Source organism: Roseibium sp. (genome assembly GCF_965232425.1).
Taxonomy (GTDB): domain Bacteria; phylum Pseudomonadota; class Alphaproteobacteria; order Rhizobiales; family Stappiaceae; genus Roseibium.
This window is the reverse complement of record NZ_OZ246971.1, coordinates 1,932,847-1,953,108: the sequence shown is the minus strand read 5'-3', so window position 1 is coordinate 1,953,108 and position 20,262 is coordinate 1,932,847. Positions and strand designations below refer to the sequence as shown.

General features: G+C 61.8%; 17 protein-coding genes. 8 read left to right on the top strand and 9 right to left on the bottom strand.

Features of this window, described 5'->3' with window-relative positions; all coding sequences use genetic code 11:
* Positions 1–80 precede the first annotated feature (80 nt).
* From xylF to xylA, 5 genes are all read left to right on the top strand, one after another.
* Positions 81–1,112 carry a D-xylose ABC transporter substrate-binding protein gene (xylF, locus tag ACO08A_RS08815; protein WP_422040746.1) on the top strand — a complete coding sequence of 344 codons (1,032 nt, stop codon included), beginning with the start codon at positions 81–83 and terminating at the stop codon, positions 1,110–1,112.
* A 124-nt stretch (positions 1,113–1,236) separates the two neighbouring features.
* Positions 1,237–2,532 carry a sugar ABC transporter permease gene (locus ACO08A_RS08810; RefSeq protein WP_421980841.1) on the top strand — a complete coding sequence of 432 codons (1,296 nt, stop codon included), beginning with the start codon at positions 1,237–1,239 and terminating at the stop codon, positions 2,530–2,532.
* 24 nt (positions 2,533–2,556) lie between these two features.
* A complete protein-coding gene (locus tag ACO08A_RS08805) occupies positions 2,557–3,324 on the top strand; it encodes an ATP-binding cassette domain-containing protein (protein ID WP_421984408.1) in 768 nt (255 codons plus the stop codon).
* Positions 3,325–3,439: 115 nt separating this feature from the next.
* Complete coding sequence (gene xylB, locus ACO08A_RS08800) at positions 3,440–4,891, top strand: xylulokinase (protein WP_422040745.1); 1,452 nt, start codon at positions 3,440–3,442, stop codon at positions 4,889–4,891.
* A 10-nt stretch (positions 4,892–4,901) separates the two neighbouring features.
* Entirely contained in the window at positions 4,902–6,221 is a 1,320-nt protein-coding gene (xylA, locus tag ACO08A_RS08795; RefSeq protein ID WP_422040744.1) for a xylose isomerase, read from the top strand.
* A gap of 488 nt (positions 6,222–6,709) precedes the next feature.
* Here xylA and ACO08A_RS08790 read toward each other — a convergent pair whose 3' ends face one another.
* From ACO08A_RS08790 to ACO08A_RS08780, 3 genes are all read right to left on the bottom strand, one after another.
* A complete protein-coding gene (locus ACO08A_RS08790; RefSeq protein ID WP_422041731.1) occupies positions 6,710–6,865 on the bottom strand; it encodes a DUF2256 domain-containing protein in 156 nt (51 codons plus the stop codon).
* A gap of 2 nt (positions 6,866–6,867) precedes the next feature.
* Positions 6,868–8,382 (bottom strand): FAD-binding domain-containing protein, encoded by a 1,515-nt coding sequence (locus tag ACO08A_RS08785; RefSeq protein WP_422040743.1) that lies wholly within the window; start codon positions 8,380–8,382, stop codon positions 6,868–6,870.
* A 136-nt stretch (positions 8,383–8,518) separates the two neighbouring features.
* Positions 8,519–9,028 carry an MmcB family DNA repair protein gene (locus tag ACO08A_RS08780; RefSeq protein ID WP_421980845.1) on the bottom strand — a complete coding sequence of 170 codons (510 nt, stop codon included), beginning with the start codon at positions 9,026–9,028 and terminating at the stop codon, positions 8,519–8,521.
* A gap of 131 nt (positions 9,029–9,159) precedes the next feature.
* Between ACO08A_RS08780 and ACO08A_RS08775 the strand changes: the two genes are divergently transcribed.
* Positions 9,160–9,645 (top strand): hypothetical protein, encoded by a 486-nt coding sequence (locus ACO08A_RS08775; RefSeq protein WP_422040742.1) that lies wholly within the window; start codon positions 9,160–9,162, stop codon positions 9,643–9,645.
* Positions 9,646–9,673: 28 nt separating this feature from the next.
* Here ACO08A_RS08775 and ACO08A_RS08770 read toward each other — a convergent pair whose 3' ends face one another.
* The 5 genes from ACO08A_RS08770 to ACO08A_RS08750 form a co-directional block, all read right to left on the bottom strand.
* On the bottom strand, positions 9,674–11,440 hold the full coding sequence (locus ACO08A_RS08770) for a SulP family inorganic anion transporter (protein ID WP_422040741.1): 1,767 nt from the start codon (positions 11,438–11,440) through the stop codon (positions 9,674–9,676).
* Positions 11,441–11,591: 151 nt separating this feature from the next.
* Positions 11,592–12,485 (bottom strand): MBL fold metallo-hydrolase, encoded by an 894-nt coding sequence (locus ACO08A_RS08765; RefSeq protein ID WP_422040740.1) that lies wholly within the window; start codon positions 12,483–12,485, stop codon positions 11,592–11,594.
* Positions 12,486–12,521: 36 nt separating this feature from the next.
* Positions 12,522–12,962 carry a DUF6691 family protein gene (locus tag ACO08A_RS08760; protein ID WP_422040739.1) on the bottom strand — a complete coding sequence of 147 codons (441 nt, stop codon included), beginning with the start codon at positions 12,960–12,962 and terminating at the stop codon, positions 12,522–12,524.
* A gap of 1 nt (position 12,963) precedes the next feature.
* On the bottom strand, positions 12,964–13,392 hold the full coding sequence (locus tag ACO08A_RS08755) for a YeeE/YedE family protein (RefSeq protein WP_422040738.1): 429 nt from the start codon (positions 13,390–13,392) through the stop codon (positions 12,964–12,966).
* A gap of 166 nt (positions 13,393–13,558) precedes the next feature.
* On the bottom strand, positions 13,559–15,598 hold the full coding sequence (locus tag ACO08A_RS08750; RefSeq protein ID WP_422040737.1) for a VTT domain-containing protein: 2,040 nt from the start codon (positions 15,596–15,598) through the stop codon (positions 13,559–13,561).
* A 235-nt stretch (positions 15,599–15,833) separates the two neighbouring features.
* On the opposite strand from ACO08A_RS08750, the gene pap reads away from it, so the two are divergent.
* Positions 15,834–17,300, top strand: coding sequence for a polyphosphate:AMP phosphotransferase (gene pap, locus ACO08A_RS08745; RefSeq protein ID WP_422040736.1), 1,467 nt, complete (start codon positions 15,834–15,836; stop codon positions 17,298–17,300).
* 246 nt (positions 17,301–17,546) lie between these two features.
* Here pap and ACO08A_RS08740 read toward each other — a convergent pair whose 3' ends face one another.
* Positions 17,547–18,725, bottom strand: a complete 1,179-nt coding sequence (locus tag ACO08A_RS08740) for a pyridoxal-phosphate-dependent aminotransferase family protein (RefSeq protein ID WP_422040735.1) — start codon at positions 18,723–18,725, stop codon at positions 17,547–17,549.
* Between the two features lie 388 nt (positions 18,726–19,113).
* Here ACO08A_RS08740 and ACO08A_RS08735 point away from each other — a divergent pair, with 388 nt between their 5' ends.
* Positions 19,114–20,172 (top strand): N-formylglutamate amidohydrolase, encoded by a 1,059-nt coding sequence (locus tag ACO08A_RS08735; protein WP_422040734.1) that lies wholly within the window; start codon positions 19,114–19,116, stop codon positions 20,170–20,172.
* The last annotated feature ends 90 nt before the right edge of the window (positions 20,173–20,262 follow it).

Sequence of the window (20,262 nt, the reverse complement as noted above, 5' to 3'; positions counted from 1 at the left end):
TGCAACAAAGCGCCGACTGACAAAGTGCATTTTTCGGTTCGGCTGACACGCAGGCCGCGCCAACTGGAGGAAACATCGCAATGCGTAAAATTACCACTTTGCTGGCGGGCGCTCTGCTGTCCGCGACCGCTCTGACCGCCGCCCAGGCAGACGACATTGTTGTTGGCGTCAGCTGGTCGAATTTCCAGGAAGAGCGCTGGAAGACCGACGAAGCAGCCATCAAGGGCGCTCTGGAAGCGGCCGGCGCGAAGTACATCTCTGCCGACGCGCAGAGCTCTTCCGCGAAGCAGCTGTCCGACGTCGAAGCTCTGATCGCCCAGGGTGCAACGGCCCTGATCATCCTGGCGCAGGACGCCCAGGCGATCGGCCCGGCTGTCCAGGCTGCTGCCGATGAAGGTATCCCGGTCGTCGGCTACGACCGTCTGATCGACGACTCCCGCGCCTTCTACCTGACCTTCGACAACGTCGAGGTCGGCCGCATGCAGGCCGCAGCCGTTCTCGCGGCCCAGCCCAAGGGCAACTATGTCATGATCAAGGGTTCCCCGACCGATCCGAACGCGGACTTCCTCCGCGGCGGTCAGCAGGAAGTCCTGCAGGCAGCGCTTGATTCCGGCGACATCAAGATTGTCGGCGAGGCCTACACCGATGGCTGGCTGCCGGCGAACGCACAGCGCAACATGGAGCAGATCCTGACGGCCAACGACAACAACGTCGATGCCGTGGTCGCCTCCAATGACGGCACAGCCGGCGGCGTTGTCGCTGCACTGACCGCACAGGGCATGGAAGGCATTCCGGTCTCCGGTCAGGACGGCGATCATGCGGCCCTGAACCGCGTTGCCAAGGGCACGCAGACCGTGTCGGTCTGGAAGGACGCGCGTGAGCTCGGCAAGGCTGCCGGCGAAATCGCCGTCGCGCTTGCCGGCGGTTCGGAAATGTCGGCCGTGGACGGTGCCGGCAGCTGGACGTCGCCGGGTGGCACGGAACTGACCGCCAAGTTCCTGGCGCCGCTTCCGATCACCAAGGACAATCTGAGCGCGGTAGTCGATGCGGGCTGGATCTCCAAGGACGATCTGTGCCAGGGCGTGTCCGGCGGACCGGCTCCCTGTAACTGATAGACTTGCCGAAAGCGCGGCCCCGGACGTAAGATCGGGGCCGCAATAAAACGGGTGCATCAAGGCACCGCGGGCAGACCACCCGGCACACTTGCGAAATGGTCTCCAAGCAGGAGTTACCCTGATGTCCGACACCGCTCTGCCCGGCTCGAACCGCCCGGCGGCCCGAAACTTGTTTGCCGCGTTGCAGCTCGACACGCGTCTTTTGGGCATGATCGGCGCGTTTGTTGTCCTGTGCCTCGTCTTCAACGTGTTCACAGACGGCCGCTTTCTGACGCCGCGAAATATCTTCAATCTGACGATCCAGACCGTCTCCGTCGCGATCATGGCGACAGGAATGGTGTTTGTCATCGTGACCCGCCACATCGATCTGTCTGTCGGTTCCCTTCTGGCGACCGTTGCCGCTGTCATGGCGGTGGTGCAGACGGATCTTCTTGCACATCCCGATGTGCTCGGGTTGGGTCATCCGGCGATCTGGGTTCTCGCGCTTATCGCCGGGATTTGTGTTGGTGTCGCGATCGGCGCCTTCCAGGGCTGGATGATCGGCTATCTCGGCATTCCGGCTTTCATCGTCACGCTGGGCGGCCTCCTGGTGTGGAGAAACGTGGCCTGGTTCATCACCTCCGGCCAGACGATCGGCCCGCTGAACGAGACCTTCACAATGCTCGGGGGCATCGGCGGCACGATGGGCGAAACCGCGTCCTGGATCTTCGGTCTTCTTGCGGTTGGCATCGTTCTGTGGCTTCAGGTCGCCTCGCGCCGCCGCCGCGCTTCTCACGGCTTTCCGGTCAAGCCGGTCTGGGCCGAGCTCGCTCTGGGAGCAATCACGACAGTCGCCATTCTCGGCTTTGTGGCGATCCTGAACGCCTATCACATTCCGGCTGCACGCCTGAAACGGATGTTCGAGGCGGTCGGCGAGACGATGCCGGAGGGGCTTGAGGTCGGCTACGGCATTCCCTACTCGGTGGTGTTGCTGATCCTCGTGGCGGTTGCCATGACGGTGGTTGCGCGCCGCACGCGTCTCGGGCGCTACATATTCGCAACGGGCGGCAATCCGGACGCGGCGGAGCTGTCCGGCATCAACACGCGGTTCCTGACGGTCAAGATCTTCGCGATCATGGGTGGGCTTTGTGCGCTTGCCGGGGCCGTTGCCTCGGCCCGTCTCGGGTTCTCGACAAATGACATCGGCACACTGGACGAACTGCGCGTCATCGCGGCAGCCGTGATTGGCGGGACAGCGCTCGCCGGCGGCGTCGGCACGATCTACGGCGCAATCCTCGGCGCATTGATCATGCAGTCCCTGCAATCCGGCATGGCGATGGTCGGCGTCGACGCCCCGCTGCAGAACATTGTGGTCGGCGTGGTCCTGGTCGTGGCCGTCCTGGTCGATATCATCTACCGCAAGCGGACGGGAGAGTAAGACATGGCAACACCTCTCGTAGAAATGAAGGACATGTGCATTTCCTTTGGCGGGGTGCACGCCGTCGATCATGTCACGGTGGATCTGTTCCCCGGTGAAGTCGTCGGACTTCTGGGCCACAACGGCGCCGGCAAGTCGACCCTGATCAAGATCCTCTCCGGGGCCTACAAGGCCGACAGCGGCCAGATCCTGATCAATGGCGAGGAAGCGCATATTCACTCGCCGAGGGATGCACGCTCCTACAACATCGAGACGATCTACCAGACGCTTGCTCTGGCGGACAATCTCGATGCCGCGTCGAACCTTTTCCTCGGCCGCGAGCTGACGACACCGCTCGGGTTCGTGGATGACGATGCCATGGAAGCGGAAACCCGCAAGATCATGGGCAAGCTCAACCCCAACTTCAAGAAGTTCCACGCTCCGGTGAAGGCTCTCTCCGGCGGTCAGCGCCAGTCGGTTGCCATCGCACGCGCGGTCTACTTCAACGCCAAGATCCTGATCATGGACGAACCAACCGCTGCGCTCGGCGTGCACGAGACGCAAATGGTGGCCGAACTGATCGAGGAACTGAAGAAGCAGGGGCTCGGCATCTTTCTGATCAGCCACGACATCCATGACGTTTTCGCGCTCTGCGATCGCCTGGCCGTCATGAAGAACGGTCAGCTGGTCGGCAGCGCGAAAACCACGGACGTGACCGACGATGACGTTCTTGGCATGATCATCCTCGGCAAGTGTCCTCCCGGTGCAACACCGGGTCCGGGCGCTCTTGTGGAAGAAGAGGCAGCAAGCTAAACCGGACCGGTCTGCGCTGGAACATGCGCAGACCGGTTGCATTCATGCATTTTGGAGCCGTGACCTCATGTCGGGGACCGGCTTTCCTTTGGGCGAATTCTGAGGAACGCACCTCATGTTTATCGGTCTCGATATCGGCACAAGTTCCGTCAAAGCCATCCTGCTCGGTGAGGATCAATCCCTGATCGCCTCGGCGACCGCTGATCTCACGGTGGAGCGGCCGCATCCCGGTTGGTCCGAACAGGATCCCGACAGCTGGTGGCGCGCCTGTGAAATCGTGCTCGACGCCCTGAAGGCCGAAGCCCCGAAAGCGCTCGCCGCCGTCAGGGGCATCGGCCTCTCCGGTCACATGCACGGCGCAACGCTGCTCGGCGGCGACGGCCGCCCGTTGCGGCCATGCATCCTGTGGAACGATGGCCGGTCCGGCAAACAGTGCGAGGAGCTGACCGCGCGCGAACCGAAGTTTCAGACGTTGGGCGGAAATCTGGTGATGCCCGGCTTCACCGCCCCCAAGCTGCAATGGGTGCGCGAAAACGAGCCTGAAATTTTCGCCAAGACGGACATGGTCCTGCTGCCCAAGGACTATGTGCGCTTCAAGCTGACCGGCGGGTATGCAGGTGACATGTCCGATAGCGCAGGAACCTTGTGGCTGGACGTGGCGCGGCGCGACTGGAGCGACGACCTGCTTGCCGCGACCGGCCTCGACCGCAGCAAGATGCCCCGGCTCGTGGAGGGCTCCGAAAGCTCCGGAACGCTGAAAGCGGATCTCTGTGCGCGCTGGGGATTTGACACGCCGCCGGTCGTTGCCGGCGGTGGCGGCGACAACGCTGCGTCAGCCTGCGGTGTCGGCGCGGTCGATCCCGGATCCGCCTTCGTTTCGCTCGGAACCTCGGGTGTCCTGTTCGTGACCAATGACCGGTTCTCTCCGAATGTCGGGGGTGCGGTGCATGCCTTCTGCCACGCCGTGCCGCAGACCTGGCACCAGATGGGCGTCATCCTGTCGGCAACTGACAGTCTCAACTGGCTGGCGGGGATCCTGAAGAAGTCGCCTGGAGACCTGACGCAGGCACTCGGGCGCGTCGCCGGTCCCTCGACGGTGTCGTTCCTTCCCTATCTCGGCGGCGAGCGCACGCCGCACAACGACGTCGATATCCGCGCCGGTTTCGCCGGCATCTCGCACGAAACCGATGATGCCGTTTTGACCCATGCCGTCCTCGACGGTGTCGCCTTCGCGCTGAAGGACTGCCTGGAAGCGCTGAGCGTCGCGGGCACCCGGATTGACCGGGTTCTTGCAGTGGGTGGCGGCTCGCGCTCGCACACCTGGCTGGAGATCATCGCCAGCCTCTTGAACGTGACCGTTGATGTGCCGGTGGACGGCGATTTCGGTGCTTCGCTGGGGGCCGCGCGTCTCGGCCAGGCTGCCGCGCTTGGATCAACGGACGGGATCTTCGGCAAACCGGCGCTTCAGACAAGCATCGATCCGGTTCCGTCCCTTACTGAACACTACGCCGAGGCCTACGGCCACTGGCGCAAACTTTATCCGGCATTCAAGCAAGCCGGCTTCTGAGGAGCAAGACATGAACACTGGGTTCTTTGGCGATCTGCAGCCAATTCAATATTCCGGACCAGACAGCCGCGATCCGCTGACTTACCGGCACTACAACAAAGACGAAGTCGTTCTTGGCAAGCGGATGGAAGATCATCTGCGCCTGGCCGTCTGCTACTGGCATAATTTCTGCTGGCCGGGCGGTGACCCGTTCGGCGGGGAAACCTTCATGCGTCCGTGGATGGCGCCGGGCGGTGACCCGATGGAGCAGGCCCGCTTCAAGGCGGATGTCGCGTTCGAGATGTTCCAGATCCTCGGAATGCCGTTCTTCACCTTTCACGACCGCGATATCGCGCCGGAAGGCGCGACGCTGGCAGAAAGCAACGCCAATGTGAATGCCATTGCCGATATCTTCGAAACCAAGATGGCCGACACCGGCATCGGGCTTTTGTGGGGAACGGCGAACATGTTCTCCAACCGCCGCTTCATGGGCGGCGCCGCGACCAACCCTGACCCGGATGTCTTTGCCTATGCGGCTGCCCAGGTGAAGAACGCCATGGATGTCACCTACCGCCTGAAGGGGCAGAACTACGTGCTCTGGGGTGGCCGCGAGGGTTACGAAACACTGCTCAACACGAATGTGAAGCAGGAACTCGACCAGCTTGGCCGGTTCCTCAACATGGTCGTTGAATACAAGCACAAGATCGGCTTCACCGGCACCATCCTGATCGAGCCCAAGCCGCAGGAACCCAGCAAGCACCAGTATGACTACGACGTTGCGACCGTGTTCGGCTTCCTCAAGGCCTACGGCCTCGAAAACGAAGTCAAGATGAACATCGAGCAGGGGCATGCAATTTTGGCCGGCCATTCCTTCGAGCATGAACTGCACATGGCACGCTCCCTCGGCATCCTGGGGTCCGTCGACATGAACCGGAACGACTACCAGTGCGGCTGGGACACGGATCATTTCGGCATGAATGTGCCCGAACTGGCACTTGCCTATTACGAGATCCTGATGGATGGCGGCTTTACCACCGGCGGAACCAATTTCGACGCCAAGCTGCGCCGTCAGTCCCTCGACCCGGTTGACCTCATCCAGGCCCATGTCGGCTCGGCCGATGCCATTGCACGCGGCCTGAAGGCGGCGGCTGCCATGATCGAGGACGGCCGGCTGAAAGGCTTCGTGGATGATCGCTACCAGGGCTGGAAAAAGCCGGAAAACGTCGAAATCCTGAACGGTGGCTCGTCGCTCGAAGCTCTCGCGGACCGCGTCCACAGCGCCGATCTGGAACCGCAACCCAAATCCGGCCGCCAGGAATATCTGGAAAGCCTCGTCAACCTGTTCGTCTGAGTTCGGGTATCGTCCGGTTTGCTGCGCATGCAGCGAACCGGGACGACAATAAGTGCGACCGACGAGGTCAGTTTTTTCTCCCATTCTTTCAAGCCACTCCGTCATTGCAGGGCTTGACCCTGCAATCCACTCCGTTAGCTCCCGGTGCGGGAAACCCATCGAGTGGCACCGGATCGGCATGGATGCCATGGTCGAGCCATGGCATGACTGGTCGTGGTGTTTCAGCATCGGACACCTCTTTCCGGTGGTCATTGCAGGGCTTGACCCTGCAATCCATGCCGTTTGCGCTCGGATTCGGAAGCTTATCGAGTGCCACTGGATCGGCATGACCGTTGAGTGTGAAACACCTCATCCTGAGGAAGCGCGGCAGCGCTGTCTCGAAGGATGGGCCACGCCCTCCGATTTTGCCGCCCATCCTTCGAGACGGGCCTTCGGCCCTCCTCAGGATCAGGATGTATTCGGGGTCAAGGTCCGCGCGTGCATACCCTTCACGCCGCAGGTGGCTTCTGCTTCGCTTTCTGACGCCGGCACCTGTCCGAGCAGTAGCGTACCTCGTCCCAGGACCGTTCCCACTTCTTCCGCCATGTGAACGGCCGCCCGCAGGCGGGGCAGGTCTTCCTGGGCAGGTCGGATTTCCTGCGCATCTTCATGAGGAGCTTTCGAACAGATCAGTCTGATCCGGTGAACTCTTCGCACGCGTGCGACGGCGGGTGCGCTCCTGGCCGCGCATGGGTATGCCGCTTTTCCGGCTACCGTGCTTTTGCTGAATGTCCGCCGCCTTGCCGCGAAACGACTGCCCTTTCCTGATGGCCCAGACCTTCTCGCGTGCTTCTTTCGCTGCACGCAGGTGATCGACGATCGGAAACGGGTAGGTTTTGCCGAGAACCTTTCCAGCCCCGTCCGCCTTCCAGGGTTGATGAACAAGCTGGCCGTCCAGGCCCGCAAGTTCCGGCACCCAGCGGCGCACGAACGTGCCGTCCGGGTCCTGGTCCAGTCCTTGTTTGACCGGATTGTAGATGCGGATCGTGTTGATGCCGGTGGTGCCGGATTGCATTTGCACCTGGGGCCAGTGAATGCCGGGCTCGTAATCCGTGAACAGCCGCGCCAGATGTTCCCCGGGCGCCCGCCAGTCCAGCCAGAGGTGATAGCTTGAAACCGCGATCAGCATCGCCCGCATGCGGAAGTTCATCCAGCCGGTCGCTGCGAGGCAGCGCATGCACGCGTCGACGAACGGCAGGCCGGTTTCGCCCGCCTGCCAGGCGTTGAGCCTCGTTTCGTCCGGCGTGGACGGACGCAGGCCATCATAGGCGCCGTGCAGGTTCTGGTTCTCCAGCCGCGTCTCGTCTTCAAGCTTCTGCATGAAATGGCAATGCCAGTGCAGGCGGCCGGAGAAGGATCGCATGGCGCCCTGCCAGGTCGTGCGGCCGGCAAAAGTGCTTTGCTTCAGCTCGCGCTGCCGCGCCCAGGCCGCCTGCGCGGTTTCGCGCATCGAGACCGTGCCGAAGGTCAGGTGCGGGGACAGTCTTGAACATGCATCGAACGCGCGCACGGGCGTTGCCATGGCGGCGCGGTAGGTCTTGCCGCGTGAAAACAGGAAGCTCTCCAGCGTGGAGAGCGCACGGGACCGGCCGCCTTGCTGGCGTCCCGGGCAAGGAACGTCGGCAAGTCCAAGCTCCTGAAGGCCGGGCGGATGACCGGGATCGATCCCCGGAAGCGGCTCCAGATGGGGCGGTTCGATCGTCGCCTCGGCCATGAACCCGTCCCACTTTCGGGCCCAGCCGTCGCGGCTTTTCAGGCCGCGCAGGACACCGGTCTGCCGGCATTCGGTCCAGGCGATCCCCTTCGACCGGCACCAGCCGGCAACACGCTTGTCGCGCGCGAAGGTCCAGGCATTCCCCGTTTCCTCATGAGACCACAGACCTGCGATCGGATGCGCCCTGGAGAGCTCCTCGAGAACGCCGGTGACGTCTCCGGTTCGAATGATCAGCGTCTGGCCGAGCTGGGCCAGTTCCCGCCTGAGGTCTTGAAGGCATTCGAGAAGGAAAGAGAAATGCCGGGCTGATGCATCCGGCAGCTGCCAGAAGTCCGGTTCGAAGACATAGAGCGGAACAACGGGATCGCCGCGCAAGCTGGCGCGCTTGAGCGCAGCGTGATCGTGCACGCGAAGATCCTTTTTGAACCAGACGACCTGTACAGCTGTACCCAAGGCTAATCCGCTTGAAAGTGGGTTGCGATGCTCTTTCTACGCACGAGTTCTGCAACGGATCGCGGCATCTCCGGCCCAGCCTGGGGTGGGATCACAGACCCTCGAAAAAGCGCTTTCCGTCCGGATCGGAGAGATCGTGCAGCCGGTTGGCCGCATGGCGGGCAAAGCGATGGGTCACCGATTTGCGCGTCGCCGCGGCGAGCTTGTGTTCCGGCGCGTCCCGCAGGATTTCCGCTCCGAACCCGTCGGAAACAATCAGGCCGGTATCCTCGGGAAAGATTTCGAGGGGCACATCGGGATGGGTCGCGAAAAACAGGCGGTCGCAATGCTGCCGGTAGTCGGGCCACTTGGTGTCGGCGCGAAAGTCGGCAATCGAGGATTTGACCTCGACGATCCAGAGCTCGTGTTTCGGGCCGATCGCCAGCAGGTCGGCGCGCCGTGCGGACGCAAGCGTGACTTCCGCCAGGCAGGAAAAATCAAGCTGGCGCATCAGCCGCGCGGTGCCGCGCCAGACCTTGAGTGCCGTTTCCGACTGGCGCCCATCGACCAGGGGGTTGTCCAGTCTCAAGCGTCCGGCAGCGGGATGCGTTTCCTGTGTCATAGGAAATTTGTTCCATCTTTGTTCACATATTGCAAGAGCCGTCATTCGGAAACTTCCGCAACGGTCCCAATTTGACTGTTTCAGGATTCAGGCCGTGTCGTTATGCTGCTGTTGCCAGGCCAGGAGGGGGAATGCGCTTTAATCTGATTTGGCAGGGAGTTCTGCTCGCTGCACTGCTTGTTTTGCCATCGACGGCCGGTTTTGCCGCCAAGGGAGACCTTAAGGTTCAGGTGCCGAGATCCGCACCCCTGCTCCAGGGGCGAACCCTCGAACTTCGGTTCGCTGATTTCGCGCAAGGCATCTGGGTCCGGGATCCGGGTGATTGCCCGCCGCCGAGCATAGACCGGAGCGCGCCCGGCAGCGCGCTTGCGATTTATCGCGGCCTCTGGGAAATGCCGGACCGCATCTGTCAGGTCTATGGGGCCGAACTCGGGGGCAGGGACACGCAACGCGCGGCAATCAACTGTCTCTTGAACAACGGCGCGGAGTCGATCGAGCTGGTCACGGTTCAGCCGAGGGGAACCGGCGGTCTCATGGTACAGGAAGGCGAGCGCCCTCCGGTGCATTTCCGTTTTTGCGAGAAGATCACACCGGTCCTGAAGGCGACGGACGACTAAGCCGCCGGCCCTCGTTCACCGGACCGGGTCAACCGGGTGCGCCGGCGCGCCTTGCCGGTGTGCGCGCGCCAGCCATTTGCACAGCCGGCGGATCGAGCGTGCACAGGGCGTCATACTGGCTCAGAAAAACGCGCCCGGTCAGCTGATCCGGGAAATCCGACCGGTTCAAACGGTCCATCACGGGTCCCTTGACTTCGGATAGGTGGAATGTGACGCCAGCATCAAAGAGCCGCTGATTGATTTCCTCAAGGCTTTCAAGCGCGCTTGCATCGATCGCGTTGATGGCCGAGCACATCAGGATGACGTGATCGACCTCAGGGCGTTCTGCAACGAGGGCGTAGATCCGGTCTTCGAGAAAGCGTGAATTGGCGAAAAAGAGGCTCTCGTCGACCCTGACCGTCAGCACCGTCTCGCCGGTCACGACGTTGTGCCGGTCGACATTGCGGAAGTGCTCGGATCCGGGGACGATGCCGACGATGGCCATGTGCGGACGGCTGCTCCGGTAGAGATGGAGGGCGATGGACAGGACCACACCGGAAATCACGCCGGATTCCACGCCGAAGAGCAGCGTGACGGCTATCGTGGCCGCCATGGCTGAAAAGTCGCTCTTCGAATAGCGGAACGTTCGTCTGACGGCGCCGAAGTCGACCAGGGCGAGAACCGCGACGATAATGGTTGCCGCAAGCGTCGCCTGTGGCAAATGGGCCAGCAGCGGCGTCAGCAGGAGGGTGGCAAACGCAATTCCGGCCGCTGTGAAGGCGCCTGCGGCCGGTGTCGCCGCCCCGGCATCGAAATTGACGACGGAGCGCGCGAAACCGCCGGTCACCGGATAGCCTCCGGACAGGGCCGAGGCGATGTTCGCCGAGCCCAGCCCGATCAGTTCCTGGTCGGGTTCGATCCTCTGACGTTTCTTTGCGGCAAGCGTCTGCGCCACGGAAACCGATTCCACGAAACCGATGACGGAAATCAGCAGAGCCGGGCCGGCGAGCGCCAGCCAGAGCTCGCTGTCGAAACCGGGCAGCTGCGGCACCGGCAATCCGGAGGGAATATCGCCGACGACGCGCACACCGCGGTCGCTCAGCTGCAGGGTGTTCGAAAGAACCGTTGTGGCAACAACCGCGGCCACGGGCCCGGCTTTGGTCAGGATGTCGGACAGGAACGGGGCCAGTCCGAGGCCGAGCAGCGTGGCTTTCAACCCTTTGCGCACCCAGAAGAGGAAGGCTGTCACGGTTGCGCCGATGAAAACCGTGATCCAGTTGACGGCGTCGAGGTGCTGGGCGAGCGACAGCAGGATTTCGGTGAGTGTGTGGCCGTGTGACGGAACGCCGAGCACATGTTTCAGCTGGCTTGCGGCGATCAGAAGACCCGAGGCGGTAATGAAACCGGAAATCACCGGGTGGCTCAGAAGGTTGGCCAGGAAACCGAGGCGCAGAAGGCCCATGGCGATCAGCATGAGGCCGGAGAGGAACGCCAGTACGATCGCAGCGCCGAGATATTCGGGTGTGCCCTGCTGCGCGAACTCGCCGACGGCGGAAGCGGTCATGAGCGACACCACGGCGACAGGGCCGACGGCAAGGACCCGGCTGGAGCCGAACAGCGCGTAGGCAACCAGTGGCAGGATCGAGGCATAGAGACCGACCTCCGGCGGCAGACCCGCCAGCAACGCATAGGCAAGCGATTGCGGGATCAGCATGATCGTGACGATCAACGCTGCCACCAGATCACGTGTCGCGGTTTCCCTCGTGTAGGACTTGCCCCAATCGAAAATGGGCAGATAGCGCGTGAGCCGGATCATTGACGGGCCTTGATGGAGACAAGCGGGTGACGGGCAGGACACAGTGGTGTCCCGTCACGGCCGGTTGGGGCGGTGTTTGTTCAGTTCGGACGGTCGCCGGATGCCGGTCGGGTGTCTCCTGCCGTTACGGGCAACCTGGAAACAGTAGTCCCTAGAGCGTGTTGACCGGCACTTTCAGAAACGTTTTGCCGGTTTCGTCTGCCGGTGGCAGTCTGCCGGCACGCATGTTGACCTGCAGCGAGGGGATGATCAGCTTCGGCATGTCGAGCTGAGCGTCGCGCTCGGTGCGGAACTTCACGAATTCTTCCCGGGTCTTGCCGCCGCCGACGTGAATGTTGTGGGCCTTTTCGTCGCCGACCGTGGTCTCCCACTGGATATCGCGCCCGTTGGGGCCGTAGTCGTGGCACATGAACAGGCGCAGATCGTCCGGCAGCGCGAGCACCTTCTGGATGGAATCGTAAAGCTCGGCCGCATCCCCGCCTGGAAAGTCGGCGCGGGCCGAGCCGCCGTCGGGCATGAAGAGCGTGTCGCCGGCGAATGCAGCGTTGCCCATCACATGCACCATGCAGGCGGGCGTATGGCCGGGCGTTGACATGGCGAATGCCGTCATGTTTCCGATCCGGTAGGTGTCGCCGTCCTGGAACAGCCGGTCGAACTGACTGCCGTCGCGCTGGAACTCCGTGCCCTCGTTGAAGACCTTGCCGAAGGTTTCCTGAACGACCGTGATCTTGCCGCCAATGCCCAGTTTGCCCCCGAGACGTTGCTGGATATAGGGCGCGCCGGACAGATGGTCGGCATGGACATGGGTTTCGATGAGCCATTCCAGGACGAGCCTGTTGGCCTCGACATAGGCGATCATTTCGTCTGCGTGATCGTAGGTGATCCGCCCGGCTGCATAGTCGATATCCATGACGCTGTCGACGATTGCGCAGGCGTTTGACGTCGGATCCTTGACGACGTAGCTGATCGTGTTTGTCGCGGCATCGAAAAAGGCCTTCACGTCAGGCTTTGTGTCCATGTCGACAGGGTAGTTGGAACGGGGCATATCGGTCTCCCTGGAAACAGTTGAGCGCACGGGGTGTCAGGCGCCTGCCGGTTGTTCTCCGGCAACGATCCGCGTTGTCCACCTGGCGGCGAGCATCCCGGCGGCAATGGCGGCAGCCGTCACGAGCGGCTCGGCCATTCCCAGTCCAAGCACCGGCACAAGACCGCCCGGGCAGAAGCCGCTCATGCCCCAGCCGATGCCGAAAACAGCCGAGCCGCCGATGAGCTTCATGTCCAGATCCTGCCGGGTCGGCAGGGAGAAACCTGTTGCGAAAAGCGGGTCGTTCATCCGGAAAACCAGCCGGTAGCCGACAGCGGTGACCAGGAGTGCTCCGCCCATGACGAACGCGAGGCTCGGGTCCCAGGTTCCGGCAACGTCGAAGAAGTTCAGGACCTTGGCGGGATTGCCCATGCCCGAGATCAGAATTCCGGTACCGAACACCAGGCCGATGGCAAATGCGGAAAGGACTTTGAGCATATCAACCTCCAAACACGTGACGGATCAGGAAAACGGTGCCGCCGGCCGTTGCCATGAATGTGAGCGTGGCGGTGATCGAGCGGATGGAGAGGCGCGACATGCCGCAGACGCCGTGTCCGCTGGTGCAGCCGGAGCCGAAGGTCACGCCGGCTCCGATGAGGAACCCGCCGGCGATGAGAAGCGCGGGTGACGACGGAATGCTGATTTCAGGAAGCTGTCCCGTCAGCCCGAGAAAAACCAACGGACTGAGCACCATTCCGGCGACGAAGGCGGCGCGCCACGCCCAGTCCTGGTTCAGCCGGAGTGTCAGAAGTCCGTTGACCACACCGCTGATGCCGGCGATACGGCCGAGCGTCGCCATCAGCGCAACGGCGGCAAATCCGATCAGGATGCCACCCGACAGGCTTTGAAAAGGCGTGAATTCAGTCATGGTTCATCCCTTTGATCTTATATTTTCGAATATATGAATATATTGAATCCACTTCAAGCCCTTTTTGCGCCTGGCACCGGTATCAGGGGTCGTGGAGGGGAGATTTGACCCGAAAGGGATATGGCCATGTCGCGACAAAGCTTCGCAACGCAAGCCGACCTGCGGCCTACTTCTTCGGGTCGTCGGCCTTGGTGGAGGCGCTTTTCGTGTCGACCATGCCGAGTACAACCTTGGTGCCGTCCGTGCGGATTTTCTGAGCAGCGCCCGGGACGAGCAAGGCCGGATTTTCGGAATCGGGCGGCGAGTAGAGATCGGTTCTGGGACCCGAAAACTCGCCCATCGGCCTGAGGATGTTCTCATGAACGACACTTCCGAGGAAAAGCGGCTGCAGGCTGCCTTCGTCGAAAACCTGGTACCGGCTCGGCCAGAGCCGAAGTACCCAGCGCCCGCCTTTCTCCTCGTCCGGATCCTTGTGGATGAGGACAAGATCCGGCTGTCTGCCGTTCTGGGTTCTGGGCAGGATCGGCAGCGAATCCGGTGGTGTCTGACCCTCGACGAAACCGCCCGCGGTTGTCAGGTTCCATTTCGGCGGGCGCTGCCATCCGTCTTTCTGAGCGATCGCCGCAAAGGCATCCAGCGGCCCTGCATACTGGATCACGAGCGGCTCCTCCCGGTCGCCGTTGAGTTCGACGCGCCGGTCCGGAAGGGACCGCCATTTTCCCTCGCGCCACTCCGACGCCGTCAGCATCTCCTTGTGAACCTGCGGCTGATAGGTCACCAGGGCCTGGTTGAACGACGACCAGATATGCCAGCCGCCAAACGCCGTCAGGGTCGTGATGACAAGGGCGGCGAGGGTCGTCCGTCCGATTTTCTCGTTGTGGATCGGACCGAAAACGAACGCGAAGGCCGACACCATCGCCGTTCCGAACAAGAGGCCGGCCAGCACGTCGGACATCCAGTGCGCGCCGAGATAAATCCGCGAAAAACCGATGGTGATGACCAGGGCCGCGGACACAGTGAAAACCGTTGCCTTGAGCCAGCGGTTCAGATCATGCGCGATCAGGACGGCGCTGATCCCGAAAAGAACCGCGGTCAGCGTGGCGTGACCGCTCGGAAAGCTGTACGCATCTGCCCCTGCATAGAGCTCGATCGGTCGTGAGCGGTGCAGGATGAGCTTGAACAGGGGGACGAACATCGCCGTTCCGGCCATGGCGATGATAAAGCCGATGCCACGCCGCCACGCCTTGCGGCCAAACAGATAGGCGGCAACGACGACGGTTACTGCCGTGACGACGACGCCGTCCCCCAGCATGGTGAAGAAGACCATTATCTTGTCGCCGGCCTGCGTGCGCAGGCTGTCGAAGAAATTCAGGATCGCCAGGTCGGCACGCACCATGGGTTCGCCCGGCGACACTTCGCCGACAATCCAGAAAAACGCCGGCATGGTGATCAACAGCAGCAGGGCGGAGGCGAGCATGCCTGCCGATCTGGGATGCGCGGGATCGAAATTGCGGGCAATCCACTGTGAAGGGCGGTCCGGCCGTTTCTCGAACCAGGACACGATCACCGCATGCGCATTGGGAAACAGCGGCAGTATGATCAGGATCAGCCAGCGCCCGAGCATCACGATCAGGAAGATGATCAGCAGCAGCGCTCCGAGAACAAAGGCGAGCCGCCCGCTGATCTGACCGATCGCATTGAGCGCGGACCCGGCGATGATGCCGGGGCCCATGTGAGCGATCGTCCAGGCGAAGGCGGATGTGACGTTCACAACCGAAAACCGAGTGAAGTTCATGCCTGCCATCCCGGCAATCCCGGGGACCACGGATTTCACGCCGGGCACGAAGCGGCCGAAGAACACGCTCTTGCCGCCGTGGCGCTCGAAAAACTTCTCGCCGCTGACGATCATGTGCTCGTACTTGTTCAGCGGCCACATGCTCTTGATCCGGTCCTTGAACCGGTAGCCGATCCAGTAGGAGATGGCATCGCCTGCCGTTGCCCCGAGCGTTGTCCAGATGAACAGGGGCACCGGATCGAGTTTTCCCAGCCCGACCAGCGTTCCGGCACCGACCAGCACGACCGTCGTCGGCACGAACAGTCCGATGATGAAAAGCGCTTCGCCCATGGCGGCGAGAAAACAGATCAGGCCCGCCAGCCCCGGGTTTTCGGCAATGAAGGTCAGAATGGGGTCAATAAAATCTGTCACGGACGCCTGTCAGTCTGACTGAAAATCAACATTTCAATGCTCGCATGTCATTCCGTACAAGGTTCCGCAACGGTATCACCTGCCGACATACATACGCAGCCTCATATAAGGGCCGCCACTCACAACCAACAGGAAAAATTGTCTTTTCAGGGTTTCGCGCAGTTTGATCTGCACCATGGTCTTTTGGTACCGGCTGGGACAAAATGCACGCAGCACGCTTTTTCAGGAGCCGTCGATGTTCGAATCTGCCCGCCTGCCGCAAAAGATGTCCAAGAAGGAATTCAAGAAGCTGGAGCCCGAACTCAGGGAACAGCTTCTTGCAGCTCAACTGCCGATGATCGAAAAGCAGCCCTTTTCGACACTGATCCTGGTGGACGGTCTGGATGGCGCCGGCAAGGGCGAGGCGGTGGCCCGGCTGTATGGCTGGATGGATGCCCGTCACCTCGTCTGCAATGCCTATGGGGAGCCCACCGACGAAGCCCGGCTGCGTCCGCCGCTGTGGCGCTACTGGCGGGACCTCCCCGCGAAGGGTGAAACGGCGATCGTGTTCGGAAGCTGGTATCAGGCCGTCCTCAGAGACTGGATCTACAAGAAAATCGATGAAGACGCCTTTGAGAAGGCGCTCGTGCGCATTCGCAGGTTCGAGGAGATGCTGTCCAAGGAGGACATCCTCATCCTGAAATTCTGGTTCTACCTGCCCAAGGACGTTCAAAAGGAGCGTCTCAAGACCATCGAGAAGAAAAACAGCGCGCGCCACGTGCTCGCGGACTGGGCGGCGCTCAAGCATCACAAGAAGGCAAGTGAGGCCGGCGAAAAGATCGTGCTGGAAACCAGCAAAGGATATGCGCCCTGGTTCGTCATCCCGTCCCAGGATGCCGAGTATCGCGATGCCGCCCTGGCACAGACGGTCGCCCGCAACATGAGCCTGAAACTGGAGGACGGCGAGGCCGAGTCCATCGCGGCCCCGCCGGTTGTCGGCGGAATCCGGAAGGAATCCGCCGTCGACAACATCGATCTCACGGCGTCGCTTGAAAAACCCGAATACGAAGAAAAGCGCCGGGAGTATCAGGGCCGGCTGTCGGAGCTTTCCGATCGCAAGTCCATGTCGAAGACCGGCGTGGTTCTGGTGTTCCAGGGCAATGATGCCGCGGGCAAGGGCGGCGCGATCCGCCGCGTGATCCGGCCGCTTGACCCGCGCATTTACAAGGTGCACCCGATTTCCGCCCCGTCGGACGAGGAAAAGGCGCGGCCCTATCTCTGGCGGTTCTGGCGGCGCGTACCGCGCAAGGGGCATTTCGCCTTCTTTGACAGGTCCTGGTACGAACGGGTCCTGGTCGAAAGGGTCGAGGGGTTTGCCGGGCACGACGATTGGCTCCGCGCCTATAACGAAATCAACGAGTTCGAGCAGGAACTCACCGATTTCGGCTACATCATCTGCAAGTTCTGGCTTGCGATCTCGGAAGACGAGCAGCTCAGGCGCTTCAAGGCCAGGGAAGACACGGCCTACAAGCAGCACAAGATCACCGACGAGGACTGGCGCAACCGGCTGAAATGGGACCAGTACGCGATTGCCGCCGGAGACATGGTCGACCGGACCTCGACCCATTATGCGCCCTGGACGCTGGTCTCCTCGGAAAACAAGCGGCACGCGCGCATCGAGGTACTGAAAACGATCTGCGAACGCCTGGAAGAGAAGCTCTAGGGGGCGGACCCATCAATGAGGCGGATTGCTTCTCCTCAAGGAGCGGAAGCGCAGGAAATGTGGTTCATTTTCAAGCCTTTCGCAACGCAGGGGAGGCGCAATCCGGTCAAATCCGAAGGACATGGAAATGGCTTCACCCCGTGTCGTCAGCGTGCTTGACCGGGCAGGAAGCCCGCTCCGCACACTCTTCCTAACGGGATTTCGCCATTTCACATGCCATTTCAGTCTCATTTATGGGTCCGTACCCTAGAGCGCACTGGCAAGATAGTCGATTGCGGCCTGAACACCGCCCTTTCCGTGGGGAATGCCAAGCCGCTCGAAGCCGAGTTCGATGGCCGACAATGTCCCCAGAAGCATGACCGCGTTCACATGACCCATATGGGCGATGCGGACGCCTTTTCCGGAAAGGTCCCCGATCGTTCCGCCGATCGTGACGCCGCAGACGGTTTTCGTGAAGTCGCGAAGCGCGTCAGCGTGCCCGTTCTCCAGCCGGACGACGGTGACGCTGTTGGAACGGGCGTGCGGTTCGCTGATGTTGAAATTCACCGCGCCCGCCTCGGACCAGCGCGCGACAGCCCTGCGGGTTGCTTCACCCAGAAGGGCGTGGCGGTGCCAGGCTTTCTCAAGCCCCTCCTCGAAGATCAGCTCCGCCGCCTTCTGAAAGGCATAGAGCAGATGTTCCGGCGGTGTGCCGCAATATTTCTGATAGTGCTCCGGTCCCTTCCGGAAGGTCCAGTCGGTGTAGTTGGTCCTGAGATCCGCCGTTTCATGGGCCTTGTCCGCCTTCGGGCCGGCGGCGACGAAGGAGAGGCCGGGCGGGCACATGAGACCCTTCTGCGAGCCGGTCAGGGCAACGTCGACACCCCAGGCATCCATCTCGAAAGGCATGCAGCCGAGGGATGCGATCGTATCGACCATGAACAGGGCCGGATGTCCCGCCGCATCGATGGCTTGCCTGAGGGCCGCGATGTCGTTCCAGACACCGGATGCCGTGTCGACCTGGACCACCAGGATCGCTGTAATTTCATGGGTTGTGTCCCGCCGGAGCCGTTCCTCCAGTCTCGCGGGGTCGACGCTCCGGTCCCAGGACCCTTCCAGGACTTCCGCTTTCAGACCGCTGATCTCTGCGGCCTCGCCCCAGCCAAGTGCAAATCTTCCCGATTCCAGGACAAGAATTTTGTCACCACGCCTCAAGGTGTTGCAGAGCGCGGCATCCCATGCACCGTGGCCGTTTGCGGCATAGATGTAGGTTCTGCCCTCGGTGCGGAACAGCCGTTTCAGGCTATGCAGGCAATAGTCCGTCGTTTCCAGCAGCGGGCCTTCGTAGATGTCGACGGCCGGCCGGTGCATTGCCCTGAGCACTTCTTCCGGAACGTTGGTCGGTCCGGGAATCATCAGAAATTCTTTGCCGTGGCGAAGTGGCATTCGGTTTCCTTTTGCGAAATGCGGGTTCGGGCCGGAACAGGCCGCCAGGTTGAAACCCGATGGAAGGCAGCTGACAGAAAATTGCCCGCTCCTCCGCAAAGGTCAAGGGAGCCGGCCAAGATCGTGAAGGCGAAATCCGGCAAGCCACGCGGCAACGCGGTTTCCTTGGGTGTGGTGGCGGGCAGCAAGCGCCTGAGGTGTCCATCAAAACGACATCAGATAGGGTTATGTTAACGCCGGTTGATGTAAGGATCTTGCGTGCTGTCTCGCTGGATCTGCGTTTTCCTGCAAGGCAGATGTCATGAAGTCGCAAAGAAAATGTCTTGTTTCCGCTAGGTAAATTCTTCAAGTTGGCGGTAACTTGGTGTCGTCGGTTAGGCGTTGCAGCATGATTTTGGTTGAAGAAGGACAGAGCCCGCTGATCCTGTGTCTGCCTCACAGCGGCACGGACGTCCCGAAACCTGTGTCCGCCAGGTTCAATGCGACCGGGCGCCTGCAGGCCGATCTGTCGTGGCGGCTGGAGCAGCTGTTCGGCTTCGGCACGGATCTGGGTCTGACGGTGCTGCGGTCGTCGATTTCGCGCTATGTCGTCGACGTCGACAGGGATCCGGCAACGCCTTTGTCGGCTGCCGCTGATCCCCTGGCCGCCCTGTGTCCGGTCACCACCCTGGACGGCAAGCGGATTTATCACGATGGGGAAGAACCGGGGCCGACCGAAATCGAACAGCGCCTTCTGCTGTTTCATTCCCCTTTCCACAAGATGCTTCGGCAGCAGATTGACCGGCTGATGCGCAGGCACGGGGCCGTCGTCCTTGTCGACTGCCAGTCGATGCGCTCGCACATCAAGGGGGTCACGGGCAAGGGCCTGCCCGAATTGAGCATCGGCACCGCCGACGGTGCTTCGTGCAATCACGATCTGCGAAACCTGTTTGTCGGAACGCTGAGCGGGCTGAAAGGTCTCGATCTCGGTGTTGACGATCAGACCAGGGGTGGCTTCATCATCGACTCCTTCGGCAGGCCGGAACGCGGTGTGCATGGGCTGACGCTGCTCATCGCCCAACGCGCCTATCTGCGTCATGAATCGCCGCCGTTCGAGCCGGACAAGGCGCACATCGCGCGCCTGCAACAGGTGTTGTCGGAGTGCTTCTCCAGCCTGATCGACTGGGCGGAAGACGCGGGGCGCGAACGCAAGCGCATGTCTGCGGACGTGCGGCCCGCCGATGTGCCGCACCAGGACGCCCCGGCGCCGGATGACCCCGGCGAAGACGGCAACACCGTTTCGCAAGCGGGCGATGATGCTGTTGCGGAGGAAGAAGACGAAGTGTCTGCCGAAGCGCCGGAGACGGAAGCTGACCGGGACGATGAGGTGTCCGGCTCTGAGCCGGTGGTCAAGCAGGAAGCTGCGTCCGACAACAATCCGCTGGTTCCCCTGCTCGTTGCCGAATGAGAACCATGGTTCCAGCGGGACCAAAGCCGCAACCTGACACACGGGGAAGACCGCGTCCCGCCTTGCGGACATCATTCGTTCGCTGCCTGT